This is a genomic window from Microbispora sitophila (assembly GCF_014892245.1).
GTDB classification, from domain to species: domain Bacteria; phylum Actinomycetota; class Actinomycetes; order Streptosporangiales; family Streptosporangiaceae; genus Microbispora; species Microbispora siamensis.
Window position 1 is genome coordinate 18,000 of record NZ_JADBGC010000036.1, and the last position, 25,044, is coordinate 43,043.

At 72.4% G+C, this 25,044-nt stretch carries 22 protein-coding genes and 3 pseudogenes; 15 read left to right on the plus strand and 10 right to left on the minus strand.

The genetic code is table 11. From position 1 onward, the window contains the following. The first annotated feature begins 33 nt into the window (after positions 1-33). Positions 34-723 carry a tetratricopeptide repeat protein gene (locus IL992_RS41410; protein ID WP_193208755.1) on the plus strand — a complete coding sequence of 230 codons (690 nt, stop codon included), beginning with the start codon at positions 34-36 and terminating at the stop codon, positions 721-723. A 126-nt stretch (positions 724-849) separates the two neighbouring features. Next, positions 850-1,716 carry an alpha/beta fold hydrolase gene (locus IL992_RS41415; RefSeq protein WP_193208756.1) on the plus strand — a complete coding sequence of 289 codons (867 nt, stop codon included), beginning with the start codon at positions 850-852 and terminating at the stop codon, positions 1,714-1,716. On the opposite strand, the gene IL992_RS41420 is transcribed toward IL992_RS41415, so the two are convergent. Next, complete coding sequence (locus tag IL992_RS41420) at positions 1,688-3,151, minus strand: nitrilase-related carbon-nitrogen hydrolase (RefSeq protein WP_193208757.1); 1,464 nt, start codon at positions 3,149-3,151, stop codon at positions 1,688-1,690. The genes IL992_RS41415 and IL992_RS41420 overlap by 29 nt on opposite strands. A 265-nt stretch (positions 3,152-3,416) precedes the next feature. On the opposite strand from IL992_RS41420, the pseudogene IL992_RS49295 reads away from it, so the two are divergent. The 3 genes and pseudogenes from IL992_RS49295 to IL992_RS41430 all read left to right on the plus strand — a co-directional run. After that, a pseudogene (locus tag IL992_RS49295) lies at positions 3,417-3,827 on the plus strand (DUF7134 domain-containing protein); the annotation flags it as partial. Continuing rightward, positions 3,819-4,514, plus strand: a complete 696-nt coding sequence (locus IL992_RS49300; protein ID WP_449843678.1) for a sensor histidine kinase — start codon at positions 3,819-3,821, stop codon at positions 4,512-4,514. The pseudogene IL992_RS49295 and the gene IL992_RS49300, both read left to right, overlap by 9 nt. 4 nt (positions 4,515-4,518) lie before the next feature. Next, positions 4,519-5,199, plus strand: a complete 681-nt coding sequence (locus tag IL992_RS41430) for a response regulator (protein WP_193208759.1) — start codon at positions 4,519-4,521, stop codon at positions 5,197-5,199. A gap of 40 nt (positions 5,200-5,239) precedes the next feature. Here IL992_RS41430 and IL992_RS41435 read toward each other — a convergent pair whose 3' ends face one another. Further along, positions 5,240-5,911, minus strand: a complete 672-nt coding sequence (locus IL992_RS41435) for a TetR family transcriptional regulator (RefSeq protein WP_193208760.1) — start codon at positions 5,909-5,911, stop codon at positions 5,240-5,242. A 96-nt stretch (positions 5,912-6,007) separates the two neighbouring features. Between IL992_RS41435 and IL992_RS41440 the strand changes: the two genes are divergently transcribed. Next, positions 6,008-6,961: a zinc-binding dehydrogenase gene (locus tag IL992_RS41440; RefSeq protein WP_193208761.1), complete on the plus strand. Its 954-nt coding sequence runs from the start codon at positions 6,008-6,010 to the stop codon at positions 6,959-6,961. Positions 6,962-6,990: 29 nt separating this feature from the next. Next, positions 6,991-8,358 carry an MDR family MFS transporter gene (locus IL992_RS41445; RefSeq protein ID WP_319019160.1) on the plus strand — a complete coding sequence of 456 codons (1,368 nt, stop codon included), beginning with the start codon at positions 6,991-6,993 and terminating at the stop codon, positions 8,356-8,358. 36 nt (positions 8,359-8,394) lie between these two features. Here the strand turns inward: IL992_RS41445 and IL992_RS41450 are convergent, their stop codons facing one another. Genes IL992_RS41450 through IL992_RS41460 form a run of 3 tightly spaced genes read right to left on the minus strand, consistent with a single transcriptional unit; the run spans position 8,395 to position 14,059 of the window. After that, positions 8,395-9,939, minus strand: coding sequence for an N-acyl-D-amino-acid deacylase family protein (locus IL992_RS41450; RefSeq protein WP_193208763.1), 1,545 nt, complete (start codon positions 9,937-9,939; stop codon positions 8,395-8,397). A 13-nt stretch (positions 9,940-9,952) separates the two neighbouring features. Beyond that, the gene (locus IL992_RS41455; RefSeq protein WP_193208764.1) at positions 9,953-13,345 is read right to left on the minus strand and encodes a DUF4153 domain-containing protein; all 3,393 of its coding nucleotides are present in this window, start codon (positions 13,343-13,345) and stop codon (positions 9,953-9,955) included. A gap of 24 nt (positions 13,346-13,369) precedes the next feature. Then, the gene (locus IL992_RS41460) at positions 13,370-14,059 is read right to left on the minus strand and encodes a response regulator transcription factor (protein WP_079319272.1); all 690 of its coding nucleotides are present in this window, start codon (positions 14,057-14,059) and stop codon (positions 13,370-13,372) included. Positions 14,060-14,258: 199 nt separating this feature from the next. On the opposite strand from IL992_RS41460, the gene IL992_RS41465 reads away from it, so the two are divergent. Both IL992_RS41465 and IL992_RS41470 read left to right on the plus strand, forming a co-directional pair. Beyond that, a complete protein-coding gene (locus tag IL992_RS41465) occupies positions 14,259-14,852 on the plus strand; it encodes a hemerythrin domain-containing protein (RefSeq protein ID WP_226874746.1) in 594 nt (197 codons plus the stop codon). Between the two features lie 241 nt (positions 14,853-15,093). After that, positions 15,094-15,288 carry a hypothetical protein gene (locus tag IL992_RS41470; RefSeq protein ID WP_193208765.1) on the plus strand — a complete coding sequence of 65 codons (195 nt, stop codon included), beginning with the start codon at positions 15,094-15,096 and terminating at the stop codon, positions 15,286-15,288. A gap of 69 nt (positions 15,289-15,357) precedes the next feature. On the opposite strand, the gene IL992_RS41475 is transcribed toward IL992_RS41470, so the two are convergent. Beyond that, the gene (locus IL992_RS41475; protein WP_179155439.1) at positions 15,358-15,678 is read right to left on the minus strand and encodes a DUF3817 domain-containing protein; all 321 of its coding nucleotides are present in this window, start codon (positions 15,676-15,678) and stop codon (positions 15,358-15,360) included. Positions 15,679-15,746: 68 nt separating this feature from the next. Further along, a complete protein-coding gene (locus IL992_RS41480) occupies positions 15,747-16,547 on the minus strand; it encodes an SURF1 family protein (RefSeq protein ID WP_193208766.1) in 801 nt (266 codons plus the stop codon). A gap of 138 nt (positions 16,548-16,685) precedes the next feature. Between IL992_RS41480 and IL992_RS41485 the strand changes: the two genes are divergently transcribed. Together IL992_RS41485 and IL992_RS41490 are read left to right on the plus strand one after the other, a co-directional pair. After that, a complete protein-coding gene (locus IL992_RS41485; protein ID WP_193208767.1) occupies positions 16,686-16,859 on the plus strand; it encodes a hypothetical protein in 174 nt (57 codons plus the stop codon). Positions 16,860-17,114: 255 nt separating this feature from the next. Continuing rightward, entirely contained in the window at positions 17,115-18,611 is a 1,497-nt protein-coding gene (locus IL992_RS41490; protein ID WP_193208768.1) for a flavin-containing monooxygenase, read from the plus strand. Here the strand turns inward: IL992_RS41490 and ggt are convergent. Further along, positions 18,595-20,364, minus strand: a complete 1,770-nt coding sequence (gene ggt / locus IL992_RS41495) for a gamma-glutamyltransferase (protein ID WP_193208769.1) — start codon at positions 20,362-20,364, stop codon at positions 18,595-18,597. The two genes, IL992_RS41490 and ggt, sit on opposite strands and share 17 nt — an antisense overlap. A gap of 202 nt (positions 20,365-20,566) precedes the next feature. On the opposite strand from ggt, the gene IL992_RS41500 reads away from it, so the two are divergent. Both IL992_RS41500 and IL992_RS41505 read left to right on the plus strand, forming a co-directional pair. Beyond that, complete coding sequence (locus IL992_RS41500; RefSeq protein ID WP_319019161.1) at positions 20,567-21,724, plus strand: sensor histidine kinase; 1,158 nt, start codon at positions 20,567-20,569, stop codon at positions 21,722-21,724. After that, the gene (locus IL992_RS41505; RefSeq protein WP_193208770.1) at positions 21,721-22,383 is read left to right on the plus strand and encodes a response regulator transcription factor; all 663 of its coding nucleotides are present in this window, start codon (positions 21,721-21,723) and stop codon (positions 22,381-22,383) included. The genes IL992_RS41500 and IL992_RS41505 overlap by 4 nt, the downstream gene beginning before the upstream one ends. Positions 22,384-22,403: 20 nt before the next feature. Here IL992_RS41505 and IL992_RS41510 read toward each other — a convergent pair whose 3' ends face one another. Continuing rightward, a complete protein-coding gene (locus IL992_RS41510) occupies positions 22,404-22,949 on the minus strand; it encodes a TetR-like C-terminal domain-containing protein (RefSeq protein ID WP_404804820.1) in 546 nt (181 codons plus the stop codon). Between IL992_RS41510 and IL992_RS49165 the strand changes: the two are divergent. Then, positions 22,933-23,011 (plus strand): annotated as a pseudogene (locus IL992_RS49165) (hypothetical protein); the annotation flags it as partial. The gene IL992_RS41510 and the pseudogene IL992_RS49165 sit on opposite strands and share 17 nt — an antisense overlap. A 72-nt stretch (positions 23,012-23,083) precedes the next feature. Beyond that, positions 23,084-24,043, plus strand: a pseudogene (locus IL992_RS41515) (MFS transporter); the annotation flags it as partial. Positions 24,044-24,104: 61 nt separating this feature from the next. Here IL992_RS41515 and IL992_RS41520 read toward each other — a convergent pair. Further along, a complete protein-coding gene (locus IL992_RS41520; protein WP_193208771.1) occupies positions 24,105-24,923 on the minus strand; it encodes a MerR family transcriptional regulator in 819 nt (272 codons plus the stop codon). Positions 24,924-25,044 lie beyond the last annotated feature (121 nt).

Sequence of the window (25,044 nt, forward strand, 5' to 3'; positions counted from 1 at the left end):
CCTCGCACCGCAGTGATCACGAATGGAATCGAGATGAGCGGCGACGTACGACTCGAACGGGCCAGGGATCTCTACGAGCAGGCGGTCTTCGGCGGCGACGCCGCGGCTCTCGCCGAGGCCGACCGGGAGCTGGACGCGGTGGAAGCCGACCTCGCCACCGCGGGAACGGGACGGGACATCGGCGCGGTCGAGGCCGGTCTCGCGCTGGCCCGCGGCCGGGTCGTCCACGCGCGGTTCCTCGAACACCGTGAGGAGGACCCCCGCGAGCTCGAGCTGTTCGAGCGGGCCGCCGATCTCTACCGGCGGCTCGGCGACGTGCGCGGCGAGGGCGAGGCGCTCTTTTGGATCGGCTGCTTCCACCAGGTCGTACGGCACGACGACGACGCGGCCGGGCCCGCGTTGCGGCGGTCGCATGAGCTCGCTGCGAAGGCCGGGGACAGGCTGACGATGTCCTACGCGCTCAGGCACCTGGGCATCGCCGAGCACAGGGCCGGACGGCTGGAGACGGCGCGGGAACGGCTGGAGGAATCGGTGCGGCTGCGCCGGGAGCTCGGCTTCCATCCGGGTGTCGCCGCCAACCTGGTCGGACTGGCCTACATCGCCGCCGCCGAGGGCCGCAGGGACGACGCCCTGCGGCTGCTCGACGAGGCGGCCGCCCTCGCGGAAGAGAGCGGGGCCCTGGGCATCGCCCGGCACGTGGAACAGGCGCGTACGGCCTTGTGATCACGGCCGGGCGACCCCGGGGGCGGGTCGCGTCACGCCTCCGCCGATTCCGCGAATCGCCCTTCATTCGATGACACGTTCGAGATAGGGTTGGCTGCCTCACACGCGTCGAAGAGGAGCGACTCCATGACCGAGCCCAGGACCCACACCCTTGAGGTGCCCGGCTGCGTTCTCCACTACGACGTACGCGAGGCCGAGGGAACCACCGAGCCGATCCTGCTGATGATCGGATCGCCGATGGACGCCACCGGGTTCACCGCCCTGGCCCGGCACTTCCAGGATCGAACGGTGGTCACCTACGACCCGCGGGGGATCGGGCGGAGCGCGCGCACCGACGGCGCCGCCGAGTCGACCCCCGACCTGCACGCCGACGACCTGCACCGGCTGATCGACGCGCTCGGAGGCGGGCCGGTGGACATCTTCGCCAGCAGCGGAGGCGCGGTCAACGGGCTCGCGCTGGTGGCCCGGCATCCGGAACAGGTGCGCACGCTCGTGGCGCACGAGCCGCCCGCCGCCCAGGTGCTGCCGGACCGGGAGCAGGCGCTGGCCGCGATCGCGGACATCCGGCGGACGTACGAGCGGGAGGGTTTCGGCCCGGCGATGGTGAAGTTCATCGCGGTCGTCGGCCTCCAGGGCGAGATCCCGGCGGACTTCGCCGATCAGCCCATGCAGAGCCCGGCCGCCTTCGGGCTGCCCACGGAAGACGACGGCATTCGCGACGACCCCATGATGCGGCAGAACCTCATGACCTGCACGCACCACGAGCACGACTTCGAGGCGCTCCGCGCGGCCCCGACCCGCGTCGTCGTCGGCGTGGGCGTCGAGTCGGAGGGCCAGATGGCCCGCCGTGCGGGCGAGGCTGTCGCCGAGCGGCTCGGCACCAAGCCCGTGATCTTCCCCAGCAACCACGGCGGGTTCCTCGACGACACGTTCGGCATGCCGGGCGACCCGGACAACTTCGCCGTCACGCTGCGCCAGGTCCTGGCCGAGTAGCCCCGGCCGGCGCACGCCGGGTGCGGGTCAGGGATGCGAGCGCGAGCGACAGCAGGAGCGCGCAGGCCCAGGCGAACCAGTCGCCGAACCTTGTGTAGGGCGTGTCGGCCGAGCGGGTGGGCAGCGTGGTGAGGGTGGACACGAACGGCGCGTCCGCGCTGTGCGCCTCGGTGTGGATCCGGCCGTTGGCGTCGCTCACGACCAGGTCGCCGTTCCGCGCCGCGCGCGCCACGGTGAGCCCGGTCTCGACGCCCCGGGTGACCGCCATCCTCCCGTGCAGCCAGCGGTCCCGATCGAAGTCCCAGGCGGGCACGAAGATCGTCGTGGCGCCGCTCCTGCGGTAGTCGCGCACCAGGCCGGGCAGATCCAGGTCGAAACAGATCGCGATTCCCCAGCGGGAGCCCGAACCGGGCACGAAGGCCTTACGGTCCCCGGGTTGGAAGTCGCTTTCCAGTCCGGGGATGAGGTGATGCTTGAAGTACTCGACCGGCCGGCTCCCGTCGGCGGGGAAGTCGACAGCCGCGTTGCGGAGGCTACCGGACCGCTCGAGGATCAGCCCGACGATGATGTCGACGTGGTGGTCGGCGGCGAGCCGCGCCAGCGGCGCCGCCAGTACGGGCAGCGTCGCGTCGTCGGCGATGAAGACCTTCTCCGGCATGACCACGACCCGCGCACCGTGTGCGGCGAGGCCCGGGATCCGCGCCGTGTACCGCCCGAGGAGGGCACGTCCCTCCGTGGAGGCGACCGGGACCCAGCCGTCCCGGTCGGTGGCGAGCAGCGCCACCTTCTGCGAGCCCTCACCGTACGGCTCGCGCAGCCGCCAGGCGCCGTACCCCACCGTCAGAGCCAGGATGATCGCGGCGCTGACCGCCACCCGCAGCCGCCCGGCCGCCCGCGGCGCGAAGAACGCGGCGGCGGCCGCGGGAACCCCGAGGACCAGGAAGGTGATTCCCCACGGTCCGGTGACCGAGGCGGTCTGCAGGACCGGAAGGACGTCGGCCTGGGTGTAGGCCAGGCTCCACCATGCCCCGTTCGGTGACAGCACCGACAACGCGTACTCGACGGCGACCCAGGCCGCCGGCACGACGGCGGCGGCCGTCAGCGTACGCCCCCTCAGCATCAGGGCCCGTGACAACAGGACGACCAGCCCGAACAGCAGTGCCGACCCGACGATCAGCGACACGACCATCGGGGGCGGGATCCGCACGGTGTCAAGGAAGTAGCCCCACATCGTCGTCTCACCGGCGAGCCACGCGGCCGACGCCGCGAGGAACGCGGCGCGAGCGCCGACATGGTGGGCGAGGACGAGCACCGGCAGTGGTGCGACCCAGGTGAGCCAGGGCACCGGCGTGAGCCCGGTGCCGAAATGGAACAGCGTCGCCGACAGCGCCGTGGCGGCGAGCACCACGGCCAGGCGCCGAATCGGTGAATTCATCGTGCAGCCTCCTTCTCCAGCCGCCCCGACCCTCCAGGTGTCCGGCCGCGACGCACATCACCGGCGGGAGCGATCCGGATGCCAGTCGCAGGGACCGGGACCGCTCGGAGAGTCGTGGCGCCGGGTTTCACTCGAAGGAGTGAGACGGCCATCAGCCGGGCGGTGGAGGCGACGGCGGGTGCCGCGCGCATAGTCTTGCCGGGTTCCCTCTGACAACCCCGGAGCCGGTCATGCGGGCGAGCATCCTCAGTCCCTCAAGGCCGACGTCGCGATCACCGCGGTCGTCACCGTGATGACGGTGACGCCCGTCCTCGTCCCGTACCGGCAGCCGTGGTGGGCCGTGGCGCTCGCCGTCCTGATGTCGGTGCCCGTGCTGTGGCGGCGCCGCGCGATTCTCCTCGTCGGTGCGGTCGTGGGCTGCGCCACGACGATCCTGGCGATCGCGGCGAGGTCGCTGCCGCACTCCGCGACTCTGGTGCTGCTGTTGCCGTACGGCGTGCTCGTGTGCACCTACACGTTCGCGGCGGCGGATCTCTCCCGGGCGCGGCGCGACGCGGGCATCGCGGGTCTCGCCGCCGGCGTGGCCGTGTCGCTCGTCGTCCCGCACGAGGATCTGGAGACCTACCGTTACCTCCTCACCGCGATCGTCGCCGCGTACGCCCTTGGCGTGGGCGCACGGGCCCGGCGGGCCGGCCGGGACGCCGAACGGGAGCGCGAGGCTCGCATCCGCGAGGAACGCGCCGCCGCGGTCGCACGCGAACGCACCCGGATCGCCCGCGACATGCACGACATCGTGACCCACTCGGTCGGTCTCATGGTGATCCAGGCGGAGACCGGCCCGCTGGTGGTGCGCGATCACCCGGAGAAGGCCGAGGCGGTCTTCGAGGCGATCGCAGCGGCCGGGCGGGACGCGATCGGCCAGCTCCGCCTGATCCTCGGCGCGCTGCGCGGTAGCGAGGCACCCGGTGGCCCGGCTCCGGCCCGGGGGCCGCAGCCCGGGCTCGACGCCCTGCCCGGTCTGTTGGACAACGCCCGCCGGGCGGGCCTGGACGTCTCCGCCGACGTGCGTGGCGAGCCACGGCGCCTTCCCTCCGACGTGGACATCGCCGCGTACCGGATCATCCAGGAGGCGCTGACCAACACGATCCGGCATGCTGGAGCGAGCACCGTCCGCGTAGGGCTCCGCTGGTCCGATGACACCCTGGACGTCGAGGTCGCCGACGACGGCCGGGGCGGGCGGGAGCTACGGGAAGGACACGGCATGATCGGGATGCGGGAGCGGGTCACGGCGTGCGGCGGCCGGTTCGCCGTTCGGCCGGGGAACCCGGGTCTCACCGTCACCGCGACCCTGCCGATCGGCTGACGGCATGCTGCGCGTACTCGTCGCCGACGACCAGGACCTGTTCCGCGGTGGCTTCGCGATGATCCTCAACGCCCATGACGACATCACCGTGGTCGGCGAGGCGGCCGACGGCGCCGAGGCCGTCGCGAAGGCGGTCGAACTGGAGCCGGACGTGGTGCTCATGGACATCCGGATGCCCGGCGTGGACGGCGTCGAGGCCACCGCACAGGTGAGCCGCAGGACCGACGCGAAGGTGCTGGTCCTGACGATGTACGACGTCGACGAGTACGTCTACGACGCCCTGCGCGCCGGGGCCAGTGGCTTCCTGCTCAAGGACGTACGGCGGGACGACCTCGTACGCGCCGTCCGCCTGGTCGCCGAGGGGGAGTCACTGCTGGCCCCTGCGATCACCCGGCGCCTGGTCGCCGAGTTCGTCGGGCGTGGACGTGCCCGGCCCAGGCTGCGACAGCGACTGGGTGAGCTGACCGACCGGGAGATGGATACGCTGCGGCTGCTCGCGCGCGGCCGGTCCAACGCCGAGATCGCCGCGGATCTGGTGGTCACCGAGCACACGGTCAAAAGTCACGTGAGCAACCTGCTGACGAAACTGGACCTGCGCGACCGCGCGCAGGCCGTCGTCTTCGCGTACGAATCCGGCCTGGTCGTCGCCGGCGACCAGGACATGTCCTGCACCGATCGGCGATGACGACGCGCGGGCTCGGGCAGTTCGGGTTGCTCGCCCTGCTTCAGGCGTCAGGGCGGGGGGCCCAGCGTTCGGTGAAGAGCCGGTCACTGGGCGGGTCGCCGGGTAGCGGGCGCGTGTGGACGGCGCGCAGGCCGTCCAGCGCGATGGCGATGAGCCGGTCGTGCGCATTCGCCGCCTCCGCGAGCAGGTTGTCGCGGCCCTGCACGCGGAGCTGATCCAGCACGGGCGAGGTGCCGAGCTGTTCGATCAGGAGGGAGACGTCGACAGGGGTGACGTCAGGTCTCAGGACGCCGGCCTCGTGGGCTCTGGCCACGAGCGCTGCGAGCAACTCCTCGCCGCGGGCGTACTTGGCCCACATCTCCTCCGTCACCTCGATGCTCCCGGCGACGGGCCCGAGCGATCCCTGGCGGAACTCGACGCAGGCGCTGATGAAGCCGGTCAGCCCGGCCCACGGGTCGTCGTCGGCGAGGCCCCGCTCCGCGGCCTCGTTCGTCTCGTCGAGAGAGAGCGCGGCGAGCCGCTGGAAGAGTTCCTCCTTCGTCCGGTAGCGACGGTAGAGGCTGCCGATCCCCACACCGGCGCGGGCGGCGATCGCCGCCACCGACGCGTGGGCGCCGTCCACGGCCAGCACCTCGCGCGCCGCCCGAAGCAGGGCGCGGTCGTTTCGCTCTGCCTCCGCCTGCCTGGGGGCGCGCCGCCTGCCGTCCGTCATGGCTGTCGATCCTAGTCCAGGTTGCGGAGCAAAACGCTCCGTTATACGGTCCGTCAAACGGAGTATTTCGCTCCGATTGAGGAGAGGGGCGCGGACATGCGCGCGATAGTGATGGAGCGGTTCGGCGGGCCTGAAGTTCTCCGGCTCCAGCAGGTCGACGACCCCGCGCCGGGGCCCGGCCAGGTGCTCGTGGCGGTCGAGTACGCCGGCGTCACGTTCGTCGAGACGCAGGTACGGGCCGGGCTCGGGCCGGGGGCCATGCGACGGCCGTCCCTGCCCCGGATTCCGGGCAACGGCGTCGGCGGGCGAGTCGTCGCGCTGGGTCGGGAAGCCGATCCCGGCCTCCTGGGGGCGACCGTGGTGACCACGACCGGCGGCACCGGCGGCTATGCCGAGCTCGCCGTCGCCCACGCCGGCGACGCCGTACCGGTCCCCGCCGGCGTGCCACTACATGACGCGGTCGCACTGCTCGCCGACGGCCGTACGGCGGTCATGCTGCACCGGCGGGCGGAGGTCAAGCCGGGCGAGTGGGTGCTCGTCGAGGCCGCTGGGGGAGGAGTCGGCACCCTGCTCGTGCAGCTCGCGACCGAATCGGGTGCCAAAGTGATCGGAGCGGCCCGCGGCACGGCCAAGGGCGAGCTGGTGACCTCACTCGGTGCGGTCGCCTACGTCGACTACTCCCGGCCCGGCTGGGAGCGCGACGTCATCGAGGCGACCGGAGGCGCGGGCGTCGACCTCGCCTTCGACGGAGTCGGCGGGCAGATCGGCGCGCAGGGCCTGGCGGCCGTACGGTCAGGCGGCCGGGTGAGCGTCTACGGCATGGCGAGCGGCTCCTTCACCGAGCCCGGCGAGCGAGTGACGCTCGTCCCCTCAGGCGGCGTACCGAGCGCGGCCGAGATCCGGGCGCTGACGGAGGAAGCACTCGCCCACGCGGCGGCCGGCCGGCTGCGTCCGATCGTCGGTCAGACCTACCCGCTCGCCCGGGCCGACGAGGCGCATCAAGCCATCGAGGCCCGGGAGACGATCGGGAAGACGCTGCTGATCCCATGACGAGCCGGGAGAGAGCGAGCCTCGTGCCGGTGACCGTCACCCTGCTGACCGGCGCCGTCGCCGCTCTGCTCGACACCACGATCGTCGCGGTCGCGCTCGATGAGCTGCGCCGCGAGCTGGGGGCGGCCGTGACGGTGATCCAGTGGGTCACCACGGCGTACGTGCTGGCGATGGCCGCGGTGATCCCGCTCGTGGGGTGGTCGGTCGCCCGGTTCGGCGTCCGTGCCATGTGGCTGACGTCGCTCGGCCTGTTCCTGCTCGGCTCCGTGCTGTGCGGAGCGGCCTGGTCGGCCGGCTCCCTGATCGCCTTCCGCGCGCTCCAAGGGCTGGGTGGCGGCATGATCCTCCCGTTGACGCAGCTTGCGATGGCCCGCGTCGCGGGGCCGGATCGCCTGGGACGTGTGATGGGCGTCGTCGGTCTCGTCGGCCAGCTGGCTCCCGTCTCGGGACCGCTGCTGGGCGGTCTGCTGATCGACGGCCCGGGCTGGCGGTGGATCTTCTTCGTCAATGTTCCGATCGTGCTCGCGTCGGCGGCGATGGCCCTGCGGTGGTTCCCCCGGGACGGCGAACGCTCCGACCGGCCGCTCGACCGCGTCGGGCTCGCCCTGCTCCCGGCAGCCGTGGTCGCCCTCCTCTACGCCCTGTCCGGCCTCGGCGACGGCTCCGGCGCCTCGATCCAGGCCGACACGGTGACAAGTGCCGCCGTAGGCGGAGTGCTGCTGGCCGCGTTCATCCTGCACTCCGCCCGCAGGGGCGGGGCGAGCCTGATCGACCTGCGACTGTTCGCCGACCGCTCCTTCCGGGGCAGTGCGCTGATGATGTTCGTCCTCGGGGTCACGACCTGGGGGCCGATGTTCCTGCTGCCGCTGTACTACCAGCGGGTTCGCGGACTGTCCGCGTTCGACGCCGGGCTCGTGCTCGCCCCGCAAAGCGTCGGGCTCGCCCTGGCCTTCCTGCTGGCCGGACGGTACGCCGATCGCCTGCCGCCCCGCCCGCTCGTGCTCGCGGGGATGGCCGTCGCCGTCGCGGGCACCGTGCCCTTCGCCTTCGCCACCGCGGACACCGGCACGACGCTGCTGGGTGCGGCGCTGCTCGTCCGGGGCATCGGCTTCGGCGTCGGCAGCCTGCCGGTCGCCGTCGCCCTCTACAAGACCCTGAGCCCGGCCGACATCCCGGGTGCGACCAGCGCGGGGAACGTCATCCAGCGCGTCGGGGCGGGCACAGGCACGGCGTTGATGGCCGTCGTCCTCCAGGCGAGCGGCTTCGCCCCGGCCCTGACCTGGATGCTCGCGCTCACAGCCGTGGGGCTGGCGGCGGCGGTGTTCCTGCCCGGCCGTGCGCGGTCGCGCTCCGCGTCGCTGGACGAGCCGTCCGCGACGCACGCCGCCCGCCTGTGAACCCCCATGGACAGCAAGCCAACCCTGGTCGGGCCTTCAGGAGGGGCGCAGCGCGCGGCCGGGGGTGGCGCCGGTGAGTTCGCCGCCGCGCAGCACCGGCACCCCGCCGACGAGCACGTCGTCCACGCCCACGGCGAGCGATCGGGGCTTCTCGTAGGTCGCCGTGTCGGCCACCGTGGCCGGGTCGGCGACGACCAGGTCCGCGACCTGACCACGCCGTACGAGACCGCGGTCGGGCAGCCGGAAGCGGCGCGCCGGGTGCGAGGCCAGGTGCACGGCGGCCTGTTCCCAGGTGAGGTCGCCGAGTTCGCGCACGTGCCGGCCGAGGTAGCGGGCGAACGCGCCGAAGCCGCGCGGGTGCGGATGGCCGCCCACGTAGATGCCGTCGGAGCCGCCGGTGTGGCAGGGGTCGCGCATGACCGCGCGCACCGACTCCTCCCCCGCCGGGCCCTCGTCGGGGCGGGCCTGCACGCAGCCCGCCTGGAGCCGGGTCTTCGCCAGCAGCACCCGGCAGAACTCCGCGGGGGTGGCGCCGTACTCGGCCGCGGCGGCGGGCAGGGTCATCCCCTCGGCCCACTCGAACCCGGGGGCGTGCGAGAGCGTGATGCGCGGCCACAGGTCGTCGCGTCCCGCCCACTCCCCGGCGAGACGTTCACGCTCGGAGGACAGCATCGCCACGGCGCGGTCGGGGTCGGCGGCGGGCACCCACGGCGGCAGCGTCACCATCGCCAGGATGGTGCTGGACCGCAGGTAGGGATAGGTGTCGAAGGTCAGGTCGACGTCCCGCCGCCGGGCGTCCTCGACCAGCGGCAGCAGGGTGGACGCCGGGCCGTGGAGGTGCGAGACGTGCACGGCCGCTCCGGACCGGCCGGCGATCTCCACGACCTCCGCCATCCCCACCGACGCGGACGCGCCGTACGCGCGCATGTGGGTCACGTACGGCAGGCCGTTCAGCGGCCGGCACAACGCGGCCAGCTCGGCGGCGTCGGCGTACCGGCCGGGGGCGTACTCCAGCCCCGACGACAGTCCGGCCGCCCCTTCGGCCAGGCCCGTCTCGATTCTGCGGAGCATGGCCCGCGTCTCGTCCTCGTCCGCGGCCCGCTCCGCGGGGCCCATCACGTCGAACCGGATCGTCGCGTGCGGGAGCAGATAGACGGTGTTGAGCGCGGTCCCGCCGTCGTATCCGGCGAGCAGTTCGGCGACGCTCACCGGCCCGTCCACGTGCGGGTGCGGGCCGTTGACCGCCGCGAAGTAGCGGCTCGCGTACGCGAAGGCGGCCGGGGACGTGGCCGGCGCGAACGACAACCCGTCCTGCCCCAGCACGAACGTGGTGACCCCCTGCCGCAGCGCGGCGTGCTGCACGAGAGGGTCGAACACGGCCGCGTCGCCGTGCGCGTGGCAGTCGATCAGGCCCGGCAGCACGATCCTGCCCGCCGCGTCGATCCGCACGTCCGCCTCGGCAGCGTCGAGGCGGCCCACCGCCTCGACCCGGCCCCCGCGCACGCCGACGTCGGCGCGGAACGCGGGGGCTCCGGTGCCGTCCACGACGCGGCCACCGCTGATCAGCACATCGAAGGTCACGTCCCCGATTAGATCAGTCGTACGGGCCGGGCACACGCGACGAGCCGGGGCAGTGGTCGGGCCGCACGACGGGTCGCCGCTCCAGCACCTCCCGGGCGCGGGCTCGGGCGAGGTTCCAGCCGTTCCAGGGGTCCGGCGTGGACAGGTCGTTGACCGCCACCACATCGCTCAGCACGCAACTGCGGTCCGGCTCGGGCAGGCGGTCCAGGATCGGCACGGCCTCCGCGCCGAGGTCGCTCAGATAGCCGTGGTCGAGCCGCTCCACGCCCCGGACCGTCAGCTGGGTCTCCGCCACGCGCGCGTCGGGGTCCCACACCGCGAACGCCAGCAGCGACACCCCGGTGAGCAGCACGAGGGCCCGGGAGAACCACGACGTGCCGCCGCCGGACAGGCGCACCGCTCCCGTGGCCAGGACCAGCACGAACACCGCGCCGAGCCACCAGATCGTCGCCTCGACCGAGGCCCGCAGCCGCGACAGGCCGTACGCGTCGGTGTAGAGGCCGAGCCGGTGCAGCGCCGAGGCGAGGATGACCAGCGTGAACGCGCACAGCACACCGAGCAGCGCGGCGAGCAGCCAGCGGTCGGCCCGGCTCTCGCGGCGCAGCAGGGCGACCGCGGCCGCCACGACGCCGAGCACGAAGACGCTGACCGTGACGAGTTCGAAGAAGCCCGACCTCGCGTACTGCGCGTAGGTGAGGCCCGCCGTCGTCAGCACCCTGCGGCTTCCGCCGAACAACACCGTGATCTGCACGGCCACGAACGCCGCGAACAGCAGGTTCAGCCCGAGCAGCGGGATCACCCACACCTGGCGGCCGAGGGACATCCGCAGGTCGGGCGCGGCGGGCTCGGCCACCGGGCGCAGGCCCACCAGCACCGCCGCCGCGGCCAGCGCCGCGAACACGCAGAACACGAAGACCCGGTAGGGCAGGCTCTGCGCCCATTCCGGCGTCCGCAGCAGGTCGCTGAGGAAGGCCGAGAAGACGGCGTCGGCAGAGGAGAACAGCAGGCCGAAGACGGCCAGCAGGACGACGGTCACGACGGCGCTGACCAGCGTGGGCAGCATCCGGCGCCGCGCCAGGCCCCGGAGCGGCCCGGCCAGGAACCACGGCAGCGGCAGCACCGCGAACGCGACCGAGACCCCTCCCCTGATCACCGCGAGCCAGCCCCGCCCGCCGCCCGACACCGCGAGGGACCCGACTCCGAACGCGGCCAGCAGCACCGGCCCGACCAGCCAGTCGGCGTCGCGGAAGAGCGCCACGGAGACCAGCGCGTACGCCAGGAGGCCGAAGACCACCGTCCACGGCGTGATCCGGCCACGCCGGAACGGCAGCACCGCCGGGAACGCCGCCGCACCCATCGCGACCGCCGTCAGCACGATTCCCAGTCCGGGCGACGCGTACGGCAGGGCGACGGCGGCGACCAGGCCGGCCGCCGCGGCGGCCGGCAGCAGCCATCGGGGCGCGTCCGGCAGTTCCGGCCGCGGGAACAGCGGCGGCGGCACGTACGCGGGCGCCGGCGGGGAGACGCTCACGCCCTGAGCGGCGGTCTCGGCGGAACCCTGGGGCATACGAGCGGCGGGCGGGGGGACGCTCGCTCCCTGGGTGACGGTCTCGGCGGAACCCTGGGGAATGCGACCGGCCGGCACGGGCGCCGGCGGGTATCGCCCCGGCCCCTGCGCGAACGCCGCCGCTCGGCGGGCCGACGACGAGCCGCGCGTCGCTCCCGCGATCGCGCCGAGGGCGGTGAACAGCATCAGCGCTATGACGCCCAGGCCGAGAAAGACCGAGACGATCAGTCCGGTGAAGAATCCCACGAACATGCCGACGCCCGCTCCCAGCGCCGCTCGCGCCAGGTGCCCGGCGCGGTCGTAGACGACGCCGGGGTAAGGCGCGGGCATGTGCGGCGCGAGCGTGGGTGATGCGAGCATCCGCGGGCCGGCACCGCCCGGCGAGGCCGCGTACGACTGGTCCGCTCGTGCGTGGACGAGGTCCGGCCGCCGGGACTCCTTCCGGTCCTCGTCGTCGGCGGCACCGGTGTCGTCCGAAGACCGGCCGTGGTCGCCGATCTGGGGGTCCCCGCTCTCCACGATCTCCGTCCGCCGGGACGCAGCCGCGACCTCATGGAGAGGCTCGAGTCGCTCACCACCGGCCGGGGTCTCCGGCGAGGACAACACCGCCACCTCGTCCCGCGCGTCCTCGTTTCCGGTTTCCCCCGGCCCCTCGGCCGCGACGAGGGCGGCTTCGGTCAGGCCGTCACCGGCTGAGCCCTTCCCCTCAGGCCGGCCGGCGGTGTGGCCCGCGCCCGCTTTCCGGACTTCCATATCTCCCTTTCCGGCGTGGACGGGTCCGTCCGCGCTCTCCGCCGCTGCGGGCTCCCCGTGACGCGGCAGCACGACGACCATCCGGCATCCCGGGGCCGTCCCCCGGTCTCCCCCTTTGGGCCGTCTCGCGGCCGGGACCGGATCCGTCACGGCGATCGATCCGCCGTGCAACTCGACGATCTCCTTGGCGATGGCCAGCCCGAGTCCGGCCCCGCCCGCGTCGGCGGCCCGCCCGGCGTCCAGCCGCGAGAAGCGTTCGAACACCCGGGCCCGCTCCGCCGGCGGAATGCCGGGGCCGTCGTCGGTCACGCTGATCTCCAGGTTCGCCCCGGCCGGCCGCGCCTCCACCCGCACCGTGCCGCCGGACGGACTGTGCCGTACGGCGTTGTCGAGCAGGTTGGCCAGCACCTGGGCGAGCAGGGCCGCGTCGGCGGACAGCGCCGTCCCCGGCGTGACCGCGCTCACCACCGTGACGTCGTCGCGCGCGAGCGCCGCCTCCGAGACGGCCTGGCGGCACAACGACGCCAGGTCCAGCTCCTCCGGCTCGATCAGCCGCGCCCCCGAGTCGAGCCGCGACAGGTCGAGGAGCTGGGCCACCAGGCGGCCGAGCCGCTGCGTCTGTGCGAGGGCCGTGCCCAGGGTGTCGAGGTCGGGCGGCGTGACGCCGTCCACGACGTTCTCCAGCACGGCCTGCAGGCCGGTGATCGGCGTGCGCAGCTCGTGGCTGACGTTGGCCACCAGTTCGCGCCGTTGGCGATCGACCTCGGCGAGGTCGGCCGCCATGGCGTTGAAGGCCCGCGCCAGCTCCCCCACCTCGTCCCGCGATGTCGCGCTCACGCGCAGGCCATACCGGCCCTTGGCGATCGTCTGCGCGGCGGCGGCCATCTCGCGCAGCGGCCGGGTCATGCCGCGGGCGAGGAGCTGCACCATGATCAGCGCGAGCACGACGGCGATCGCGATCCTGAGGTCCCGGGACAGGCCGGAGTTGATGCCGACCTCGTTGACGACGAACGCCGCGACCACGGCGAGCACGATCACGATGCCGAGCTTGACCTTGATCCGGCCGAGGAAGTCGAGCGGCCTCAACGCCTGGCTCTCCCTAGTGAAGCGTCATGAGCGGACGAGCGCGTATCCCACGCCGTGGACGGTGCGGACGACCTCCGGGCCGAGCTTGCGGCGCAGCGCGCGGACGTGGCTGTCCACGGTCCGGGTCGCGGCGGCCTCGGAGAAGCCCCAGATGTCCGACAGCAGCCGTTCGCGCTCGAAGACCTGGCCGGGCCGCTCGGCGAGACGCCGCAGCAGGTCGAACTCGGTCCGGGTGAGCTGGGCCTCGGCCCCGCGGACGAACACGCGGCGTTCGGCCGTGTTGATCTCGACGTCGCCGACCCGGATCACCGTGTCCTCGTGGGCCAGCAGGCTGGCCCGCTCCACCCGCCGCAGCAGCGCGTGGATCCTCGCGACGAGTTCCCGCATGCTGAACGGCTTGGTGATGTAGTCGTCGGCCCCCACGCCCAGGCCGACCAGCACGTCCGTCTCCTCGCCGAGAGCGGTGAGCATGAGCACCGGCACCGGCCGGGCGGCCTGCATCCTGCGGCACACCTCCAGCCCGTCCAGGCCCGGCAGCAGCCGGTCGAGGACGACGACGTCGGGCTCCGCCTTCGCGTAGGCCGCCAGCGCCCCCTCGCCGTCGCTCGCGACGCGTACGTCGAAGCCCTCCGCCACGAGCCGGAGCCGTACGGCGTTCGCGATCGTGTCGTCGTCCTCGACCACGAGGACGCGGCGTTGCTGAGGGGTAGCCATGGACGGAAGCGTAGATGCCCTCTGTGCAGAGCCGTCATCCGGAAATGTGCAGATCCCGTGCATCGGAGGACACCGGCCGCCCGCGCCGGCCGTGTTCGGGTTGCGGGCCGTGCCACCGCCTCCGTTTGCCGAATCCGCAGGTCAGGGGTTTCGCTCCCCGGTTACGGGTAGCCCCGATATGACCAGGAAGGAGGCGCTAATGGACCGCCAGTCAAGGCCGGAGACCATGCGGGAGAACGACGTGATCGATCTCCTGACGCAGCAGCACGTTCTCATCCGGGAGCTGTTCGACGAGGTCGACAGGAGCCAAGGGGAGCAGCGCAAGGAGGCCTTCAGCCGCCTCGTCCGCCTGCTCGCCGTTCACGAGACGGCGGAGGAGGAGATCGTCCACCCCTACGCGCGGCGCAAGCTGGTCGGCGGCGACACGATCGTGGACAACCGCCTGCAGGAGGAGGAAGAGGCCAAGGAGATGCTCAGCCGCCTCGACGACATGGACGTGACGACGGCGGAGTTCTCGCAGGAGCTGGAGAGGCTGCGGGCCGCCGTGTTCGCCCACGCCGCCGCCGAGGAGCGCTACGAGTTCTCCGAGCTCAAGGCGAGCACGTCCGAGGCCGAGCGCAAGGCGATGGCCGTGGGCGTCAAGGCGGCCGAGGCGATGGCTCCCACGCACCCGCACCCGGGAGTCGAATCGGCGACGGCGAACATCCTGATAGGGACACCGGTCGCGATCATGGATCGCGCCCGCGACCTGATCCGTAAGGCGATGGGCAAGTCGGAGTCCGGCGAGGGCTGAGCCTTCGGACGGGCCGCCGTACGGGGTTGTCCCATCGACGTCGGGAGCGCGGCCCACGCCGGAGACCGGGGAGCGTGCGCGGCGCCGCGGAGCCGGGCGGAGACGATCAGTCGTCTCCCCTGGCACCGCGGCGCCGAGGACTACTCGCGGAGGCTCGCGGAACTCGGCCGCGACTTCGGACGTTCTCCCAGGCGAACGCGGGACGACGTCCCGCGCGGGACCCGACACGAAAGGCCTGACGATGTCGCCACTGGGCAAGTACTACGTGGGCGCGGCGGTGGTGGCCGTGCTGGTCTTCATCCTTCCGGTGCCGACGCTCCTGGCCTGGCTGATCGCGATCGGCGCGCTGGGGGCGCCGATCGTCGCCTACTTCATGCTGGACGAGTCGCAGCGGACGCGGCTACGGCGCATCCGCCGCCGCCAGATCGGCCGCTGAGGCCCCACGGAGCCCCGAGGAAAAGACGCCGGCCGGGCCGCCCTCGCGGCGCCCGGCCGGTCCGTTCGGTCAGGAAGCGGTGGCGATCCTCCTGCGCACCCGCTCGGTGACGCTCCGCTCCAGGACGAAGGACAGGAACGGGATCGTGCCCGCGATGAGCACCAGCAGCAGGTAGCCGACCGACCAGCGGGCCTTGATCAGGCCCAGGTTGATCGCGGCCACGAGATAGACCATGTACAGGAAGCCGTGGATCGGCCCGACGACCGCGACCATCGTGCCGTTGTCGAAGCCGTACTTGACGACCATCGCGGCACACAGCACGAGCAGCATCACGCCGACGATGTACGCCATGACGCGATAGAAGTTGAGCGCGGATTCCACGTCGATCATTACCTCTGCTGGGGAAACGGTCACCACACGATATCCGTGCCACCCGGCGGTCCCGGCTTCAGGGCCGGTCAGGCCTCCGCGTGCGCGGCGGGCTCGGCCGGCTGCGGCTCCTCACGCTCCCGCTCCCGCTGCCCACGCAGGGCGTCGCGTACGAAGTGGAACCACATGTACACGGCGAACAGCGCGAAGATCCACCACTGGAGGGCGTAGGCCAGGTTGCGCCAGGTGAAGCCGCCGCCTTCGGTCGGCGCCGACACGGCCACCGGCGTGGCGCGGGACGGCGGCTCCTGTGCGGTCGCGACGATGAACCCGTCCCGCACCCGCGCGTCCGGCCACACGTTGATCAGCTCCGCCGTCGACACCGTCGCCACCTGGCCGCGTGGCAGGTTCCCGCTGCGCATCACGTCGTCGGTCTGCTCGGCCGGCCGCAGCCGGCCCGTCACGGTCACGGTGCCCTCGGGGACGGCCGCGGCGGGATCGGCCGCCGTGGAAACCCAGCCGCGTACGACGGGGACGACCGTGCCGTCCGTGAGCCGCAGCGGCGTGAGCAGCCAGAATCCGCCCCCCTTGGCCGCCCTGCCGCCCGGGGCGGCGACGTCGGCGACCCGGTCGGCCACCAGCAGCTGGTTCGCGGCGTCGTAGGTCCCCGTGGCGGTCACCCTGCGGCTGATCGCGCTGCCGCTGACATGCTGTCCCACCTGGGTCAGCTCGGTGACGGCCACGGGCGCGGGGTCGGGGGCCCGCCGTGGGGCGCCCGACGCCTCGAAGACGCCGAGTTGCCAGCGGCCGAGGAAGGTGAAGGACACGAGCACCCCGATGACCAGCAGGTGCAGGGCCACCAGCCGGGGAGCCAGGAGGGTGCGGAGCATGCATACAACGCTATCCGCCGCCCCCACCGGTCCGGTATTCGCGCCGGTGCCTCGCATGAACGCCAAGCCATCATCAGGAGAGGGCAAAATCCGACAAATCGCAGCCAGGGCGCACCATGTGTCGCTAGAGTCATGCCCATGTCCGACCCTCAGATCGACCCGGCCGGAAACACGCAGGCTTTCCGGGCGTTCGCGCAGCAGCAGGACGCGCAGGCCTCTCAGGAGCAGCCGTCCCGTCTGCCGGTTTGGATCGCCGTCGGTGCGGCGCTCGTCGTGATCCTCGCCGTGGTGGCGTACCTCCTGGTTCGCTGACATACCTGTACCAGCCGCCGACGACCGCGCCCGTCGGCGGCTTTGTCATGCCCGCCGACGGTTCAGTCGCCCACTCATACGAAATACAGTGACGGAGTGCCTAGAACGGCCACCGAGGGCGCTCTCCGGCTGCCCCGGCCGTACGCATCGGTCGCCGGACCCTGCTGCCGGACCCTGCTGCCGGACCCTGCTGCTGGACCCCTGCCCGTTCACACACATATATTGGACAATCTTCCAATAGGACGGGGAGGACGCATGCCCAGTCCGGGCGTCACGATCATCGGCTCCGGGTTCGCCGGGCTGTGCATGGCCATCAAGCTCAAGGAAGCCGGCTATCACGACTTCGTGATCCTGGAGAAGGCCGGCGAGCTCGGCGGCACCTGGCGGGACAACACCTACCCCGGCTGCGCCTGTGACGTCCCCTCGCCGCTGTACTCCTTCTCGTTCGAGCTCAACCCCGGCTGGTCGCGGCTGTTCTCCCCGCAGGAGGAGATCTGGGACTACCTGCGGGCCTGCGCCCGCAAGTACGGCCTGGAGCCCCACCTGCGGTTCGGCAAGGAGGTCTGCGGGCTGGAGTACGACGACCAGCGGGCCCTGTGGCGGGTGTCGACCGGCGACGGGGAGACGTTCGAGACCCACGCCGTCGTCTCCGGCATCGGCGCCCTGCACGTGCCGTCCTTCCCCGAGATCCCCGGCCGTGAGCGCTTCACCGGCACGGTGTTCCACTCGGCCCGGTGGGACCACTCCGCCGACCTGAACGGCAAGCGCGTCGCGGTCGTCGGCACCGGCGCGTCGGCGGTCCAGTTCGTCCCGGTCGTCGCCGGGCAGGCGAGCCGGCTCACCGTCTTCCAGCGCACCCCGCCGTGGATCCAGCCCAAGCCGGACCTGCCGATAAACGGACGGCTGAAGCGGGCCATGGAGGCGCCCGGCGGCGCCCGCCTGCTGCGCGACGCCGTCTACTGGCTGCTGGAGACCCGCGCCGTGGGCTTCACGATCGACCCCCGGCTGATGAAGGTCCACCAGGCGATGGCCGAGCGGCACCTGGCCCGGCAGGTGCCCGACCCCGAGATGCGCGCGAAGCTGACGCCCGACTACACCGTCGGCTGCAAGCGGATCCTGCAGTCCAACGACTACTATCCCGCGCTGACCAGGGACAACGTCGAGCTGGTCACCGACAGGATCACCGAGATCAGGGAGCGGTCGGTCGTGGACGCCGCGGGGCGTGAGCACGAGGTCGACGTGATCGTGTACGGCACCGGCTTCCGGGTGGTCGACTCGCTCAACGAGCAGCGGATCGTCGGCAGGAACGGCGTCAAGATCCAGGACGCGTGGCGCGACGGCATCGAGGCCTACTACGGGATCACGACCGCGGGTTTCCCCAACCTGTTCTTCCTGCTCGGCCCCAACACCGGTCTCGGGCACACCTCTGTCGTCTTCATGATCGAGTCGCAGGTCCGGTACGTCATGGACTGCCTGCGGCTGCTGTCGAGGACCAAGGCGAAGGCCTTGGACGTACGGCCGTCGGCGCAGCGGGCCTACAACGACCGCCTGCAGCGGCGGCTCGACCGGCTGGTGTGGAGCGAGGGCGGCTGCACGAGCTGGTATCTCGACGAGCACGGCAAGAACCGCACGCTCTGGCCCGGCTTCACCTTCGAATACTGGGCGCGCACCCGCAAGGTGAAGCCGGAGGCCTACGAGCTCATCGGGGCCCAGATCAGCAACGTGGGGGCACGGATCAGCGACGCGGGCTGACCACGAGGGCGCTGCCTCCGCCGCGCCGCGCGGGTTCGGCGACCGCCTGGACGAGGCCGTTCCGCAGGAACTCCAGGCCGGTCGCCGCGCCGATCTCCCCCGCCGGCGGCCCGGGGACGTCCGTCAGCGTGTGACCGAGCGCGGTCAGGTCCGCGCCGTGCCGCTCGGTGAACGCCGGCTCGGCCTGGGTGGCGGCGGTGTTGCGCTGCGAGGCGCGCGGCGCGGCCACGGCCTCCGGGAGCGACATGCCGAAGTCGAACCGGTTCACCAGGATCTGCAGCACGGTCGTGATGATCGTCGCGCCGCCGGGCGAGCCGACGGCGAGCAGCGGCCTGCCGTCCTTGAGCACGATCGTGGGGGCCATGGACGACCTCGGGCGCTTGCCGGGAGCGGGCAGGTTGGGGTCGCCCGGAGCCGGGCCGAAGGTGAAGTCGGTCAGCTCGTTGTTGAGCAGGATGCCGCGGCCCGGCACCACGATCCCGCTGCCGCCGGTCTGCTCGATCGTGATGTTGTAGGCGGCCACGTCGCCCCAGCGGTCGGTCACCACGAGATGGGTGGTCTCCGGCCCCTCCTTCTTCTCCTCCGGGGCCGAGGTCCCCTGAGACGTCGGGCAGGAGGAGTAGGAGCCGTCGGGCGATCCGGGCGCGGCGGGGTGCGGCATCGCCCGCGGGCCGATCAGGCATGCGCGCTCCTTGGCGAACCCGTCGGAGAGCAGCTGGTCCAGCGGCACGTCCACGTACGCCGGGTCGCCGACATAGGCGTTGCGGTCGGCGAAGGCGAGCCGGGACGCCTCCAGGTATTCGTGCAGGCCGACCTTCGGCAGGGCCTCCAGGATCTTCAGCGCCTCCCCCACGGTGGATCCCCCGGACGACGGCGGCGCCATGCCGTACACGTCGAGGCCCTTGTACGTGACCTTGGTGGGCGGCCGTTCGAGCGCCCGGTAGGCCCTGAGATCGGACACCTCCATCAGTCCGGTCCTGACGTTCCTGGTGGCCCCCTGGCGCACCGGCGGCTTCTTCACCGTGGCCACGATCTCCCGGCCGAGCGCGCCTCCGTACAGCCAGGCCGGGCCGCGGATGCCCAGCTCGCGGTAGGTGCGCGCGAGGTCGGGGTTGCGGAAGACCGATCCGACCGGCGGCGGCTGCCCGCCCGGCAGGTAGAGCGACGCGGTCGAGGTGAAGTCGGCGAACCGGTCGGCGTTCTGCTGCGTCTGGTCGTGGAACGTCTGGTCGACGACGAAGCCCTTCTCGGCGATCTCGATCGCGGGGCGCAGCGCCTGCCGCAGCGACATCGTGCCGTATCCGCGCAGCGCCGTATCCCACTGGGCGACGCTGCCGGGGACGCCGACCGACAGCCCGCTGGTGACGGCCTCCGCGAACGGGATGCCCTCGAACGCCGTCGAGGTCATCGCCCGCGGGGCGGTCTCCCGCCCGTCGATCGTGGTCACCTTCCGCGTGCGGGCGTCGTAGTAGACGATGAAGCCGCCCCCGGCCAGCCCGGCCGAGTAGGGCTCGGTCACGCCAAGCGCCGCCGCCCCCGCCACCGCCGCGTCCATCGCGTTGCCGCCCTGGCGCAACACCGAGAGCGCGGCCTTGCTCGCGTCCAGGTCCACGGTGGCCACGGCCCCGCCGTACCCCTCCGCGACCGGCCGCTTGACCTCCGCCGCGGATCCCGCCGGTGCGGCGTGGGCGGGCGGCGCGAGGAAGCCCGCGAACGTGACCAGTCCCAGCGACGCGACGACGACGCTCCTCATGCCCGGCACCTCCACCACGTGAGCGATCAGTCCAGCATGACTCACGGAAGTCAGAAACGCTGCGGAGTTGTCCGGTTTTGGACGCAGGTTCGGCCGAACGAGCCGACGCGCGAAGCGGGAAACCGGCTACTCCTTCCGGCGTACGGCGGACTGCCGCCTCGGGCGGATGCGGTGACCAGCGGAGATGGCCTAGCGTGCGGATGTGCGCTCCCGTTCCGCCATGTACCACCGGATCGATCCCGTTCTACCGGTCATCGTCGGGATCCTCCAGGTGTTCCTGACGATGGGCGCCCAGTACTGGCAGTTGCGGAACCCGGACCTCGGACGGGTGCCGCTGACCCTGTGGGGCTACGCGCTGCTGCTGGTCGGGCCGCTCGCGATCGCGCTACGCCGGCGGGCGCCGGTCGGCGTGCTGGTCGTCACGCTGACGGCCACCTCGGTCTACATGCTGTTCGGCTACTCGTACGGGCCGGTCTTCCTGAGCCCGATCATCGTGATCTTCAATGCGGTGCTGTCCGGGCACCGCCGCGCGGCGTGGCTGTCGTCGGCGGCGTTCTTCCTGTTCGTGGTCGTCTACGCCACCTGGTTCATCCCCCACCGGGCGAGTCTCTTCCACCACACCGCGGTCGCGGCCTACCTGCTGCTCACGCTCACCGTCGCGGAGTTCCACCGGATGCGCCGCGAGCGCCTCGCCGAACGCGAGCGCGTGGAGCGGGAGGAGGCCCGGCGGCAGGCGAGCGAGGAACGGCTCACCATGGCCCAGGAGCTGCACGACGTGCTCGCCCACAACATCTCGTTGATCCACGTCCAGGCGTCCACCGCCCTGCACATCCTGGACGACCACCCCGAGCAGGCCCGCACCGCGCTCACCACGATCAAGCAGGCGTCCAAGGACGTGCTGACCGAGATGCGCGGCGTGCTCAGCCTGCTCAGGGACGGCGCGCCACGCTCCCCCACGGCCGGGATGGCCCACCTGTCCGACCTCGCCGAGCGCAGCGGGCTGCCGGTCACGCTGGAGGTGACCGGGCAGGCGCGCCCGCTGCCCGCGGGCATCGACCGGGCCGGCTACCGGATCGTGCAGGAGTCGCTGACCAACGTCTCGCGGCACGCGCCCGGCTCACGGGTGACCGTACGCGTGGCGTACGCGCCGGAGGAGCTGACCGTGATGATCGAGGACGACGGCGCGGGAACGGCGCGGGCCGAGGCGGGCCTCGGCAGCGGCAACGGCATCCCCGGCATGCGCGAGCGGGCCGCGGCGCTCGGCGGATCGCTGACCGCGGGCCCCCGGCCCGGCGGCGGCTTCCGCGTCGAGGCCCGCCTCCCCCTGCCCCCGTCCGCCAACCCGAAGGAGCCGAAGTGATACGTGTCCTGCTCGCCGACGACCAGGCACTGGTCCGGGCCGGGTTCCGGGCCCTGCTCGACGCGCAGGAGGGCATGACCGTCGTGGGCGAGGCCGGCGACGGCGAGCAGGCCGTCCTGCTCACCCGGGACCTGCGCCCCGACGTGGTGCTGATGGACATCCGCATGCCCGGCACCGACGGCCTGACGGCCACCCGCCGCATCGGCGGCGACCCCGCCCTCACCGACGTGAAGATCGTCATGCTCACCACGTTCGAGCTGGACGAGTACGTCTTCGAGGCCCTGCGCGGCGGCGCGAGCGGCTTCCTGGTCAAGGACACCGAGCCGGCCGAGCTGATCCAGGCCGTCCGGGTGGTGGCCTCCGGCGACGCCCTGCTGTCCCCCGGCGTGACGCGCAGGCTCATCGCCGAGTACGTCGCCCGCGCCAAGGAGCCCGGCATCGCGACCCGCCTCGACCCGCTCACCGAGCGGGAGCGGGAGGTCCTCGCACTGGTGGGCACCGGCATGACGAACGACGAGATCGCCGCCAGGCTTTACATGTCCCCGGCGACGGCCAAGACCCACGTGAGCCGCACGATGAGCAAGCTCCACGCCCGCGACCGAGCCCAGCTCGTCGTGATCGCCTACGAGTCGGGCCTGGTCAAACCCGGCTGGCTCTGAGCCGCCGTACCCGCCTGCCTCTACGCCGAGCCCGGCCCGTTGTGGTGGTTGTGGACGAGGGGGAGGAAGAGCTCGTCGACGATCGACCGGATGCGTGTGGGCTTCAGAGGTTCGAGGTCCATGAGCAGGTCGTGGCGCACCAGGTCGAACGGCATGGCGAGCACCGCGGAAGGGATCCGTTCCAGGTCGATCTCGCCGCGGTCATGGGCGCGCTGATAGATGGTCCGAACGCGCGAGAGCCGTTGGTCGCCCATGATCCGGTCGCGCACCTGGGCGGGGGTGAGCCCGGTGTCGGCCAGCAGCCCCGAGAAGGCGGCGGCCGCGGCGATGGCGAAGAAAGCGGCGCGGGCCTCGCCCATGCCGGTCAGTGCGGCGAGGAGGTCGCCGCGCAGGGTGCCGGTGTCGGGGACGTCGACGGGGTGGCTGTTCCGGTAGTGCTCGAGCGCGGCGAGCAAGACCACCGAGGCGAAGCTGTCGCCGCAGGTGAAGAACGCGCTGATCGCGCTGGTCGTGGGCGGGATCGCGGCGATCCTCGACTCGACGATGGTGATGCTGGCGATCCACACGCTGGCGGTGAAGCTGCACTCGACCGCCGGCACGATCCAGTGGGTCACCACCGGCTTCCTGCTGGCGATGGCCGTCGCGATCCCGGTCACCGGGTGGGCGGAGCGCCGCTGGGGCGGCAAGCGGGTCTGGATGGCCGCGGCGCTGGCTGTTCCTCATCAACGTGCCCGTGATCGCCGCCGGGCTGCTGCTGGCGTGGCGGTTCCTGCCCGCCGACCGCCCCGGCTCCTCGGCGGGGCGCGGGCGCCTGGACTGGATCGGCCTGGTGCTGCTCACGCCGGCGCTGACGGGGATCCTGCTCGGCCTCTCGCGGCTGTCCGAGGATGGCGGGATCGGCCACCCCGGGGTGCTGGTGCCGCTCCCGGCCGGGGTGGTCCTGCTGGCCGCGTTCATCGCCTGGGCGTCGCGGCCCGGCGAGCGCGCGCCGATCGTCGACGTCCGGCTGCTGCGCGCGCGCTCGCTCGGCAGTGCCTCCGCGGTCCTGTTCACCGCCGGCGCGGCGATGTACGCGGGCATGTTCCTGCTGCCGCTGTACTACCAGCAGTTGCGGGGCGACAGCGTGCTGGACGCCGGGCTGCTGCTGATCCCGCAGGGTGTGGGTGCGCTCGCCTCGCGCTTCCTGATCGGCACGCTGGTCGACCGGTTCGGGGCGCGCGCCGTGACGATCGCCGGCTTCCTGCTCGCCGCCGTCGCCACCGTTCCGTTCGCGACTGCCGGGCCGGGCACGAGCCTGTGGTGGCTGGGAGCCGTGCTGCTGGTTCGCGGCCTGGGGATCGGGGCGGTGCTGATCCCGCCGATGTCCGTCGCCTACCAGGACATCCGGCCGACAGGCATCCCGCACGCCACCATGAGCACCCGCATCGCCCAGCAGGTGGGAGCCTCGTTCGGCACCGCGATCGTCGCCGTCGCCCTGCAGTCGCGCCTCGGCCACGGCGCCACGGGCGCCTTCCACGGCGCGTTCTGGTGGGCGATCGGCATCGCGATCGCCGCGGTCATCCCCGCCGTCGCCCTCCGTGCCGACAAGCCGGCGAGCCGGTCACCGGCCGCAAAGCCAGCGCACGACGACGAGACCGCGAGCAGCCGAGTGACCCCGTAGGAAGAGGCGGCGTGAGCCCAGCCGTCCACCAGAACGCACCAAAGATGTCGGCCTCGTACCTCTAGCCGGCGAGCGGCTCCTGGAGTTCGGTGACCCACCGGGCGGGATCCTCCCCGGCCTCCAGGTAGAGCTCCCTGGCGTACCCGGCGGAGCGGTGGCCGCCGTCGGCGATCCACCGGGCCAGCGTCTGCGCGGTCGGGAGGACGTCGTCCATCGGGCCGCGATGCACGATCGTGGCCGCCCGTTCGATCGCGGGCAGGTCCACGATCGCGAAGTCGTGACCGCCCCTGGGCTCGACCGCGACCGGCATCGCCACGTGCGCGAGGATCCCGTCGCCGCCGGGGGCGTCCTCGTAGTAGGCGATCCCCGGCCCCACCGGGGTCACCCCGGCCTCGTCCAGCCTGCGGCACAGCTCGTGGAACAGCGGGCCGACGACCGGGCCGATGTCCTCCGGCTCGTAGCTGCGCGCCACACCGCTGAGTTCCGCCACCCGGACGGCGGGGATGCGCTTGACCACCACGTCGTCGGTGTTCATATGTCCCTCACTCTCGATCGTCCGGAGCCTCGCCTCGACCTGGGCCAGCCGGGTCGCCGCGGCGGCCATCGCCGCCTCCAGCTCCGCCTGCCGCAGCCGCAGCATCCCGCGCAGCTCCTCGGCGCTCACCTGCTCGTCCAGGACCTCCCGCACCTGCCTGAGGGTGAAGCCCAGGTCCTTGAGCGCGGTGATCCGGTTGAGGCGGGCGAGCTGACCCGCCTCGTAGAAGCGGTAGCCGCTCGCGGGATCGACGTGGGCCGGGCGCAGCAGCCCGATCGCGTCGTAGTGGCGCAGCATGCGGACCGACACGCGGCCGTGCCTGGCGAAATCTCCGATGGTGAACATGGTGTGGCGATTCCAATGCCTCACACGGTGTCAGGGTCAAGCGCCGCGTCTCCGGCCGGAGGCGGCGGGACAGCGGCCATGGCGGCCGTCTCGAAAAAAGTAGTTGAGCTTCCAGTGACTG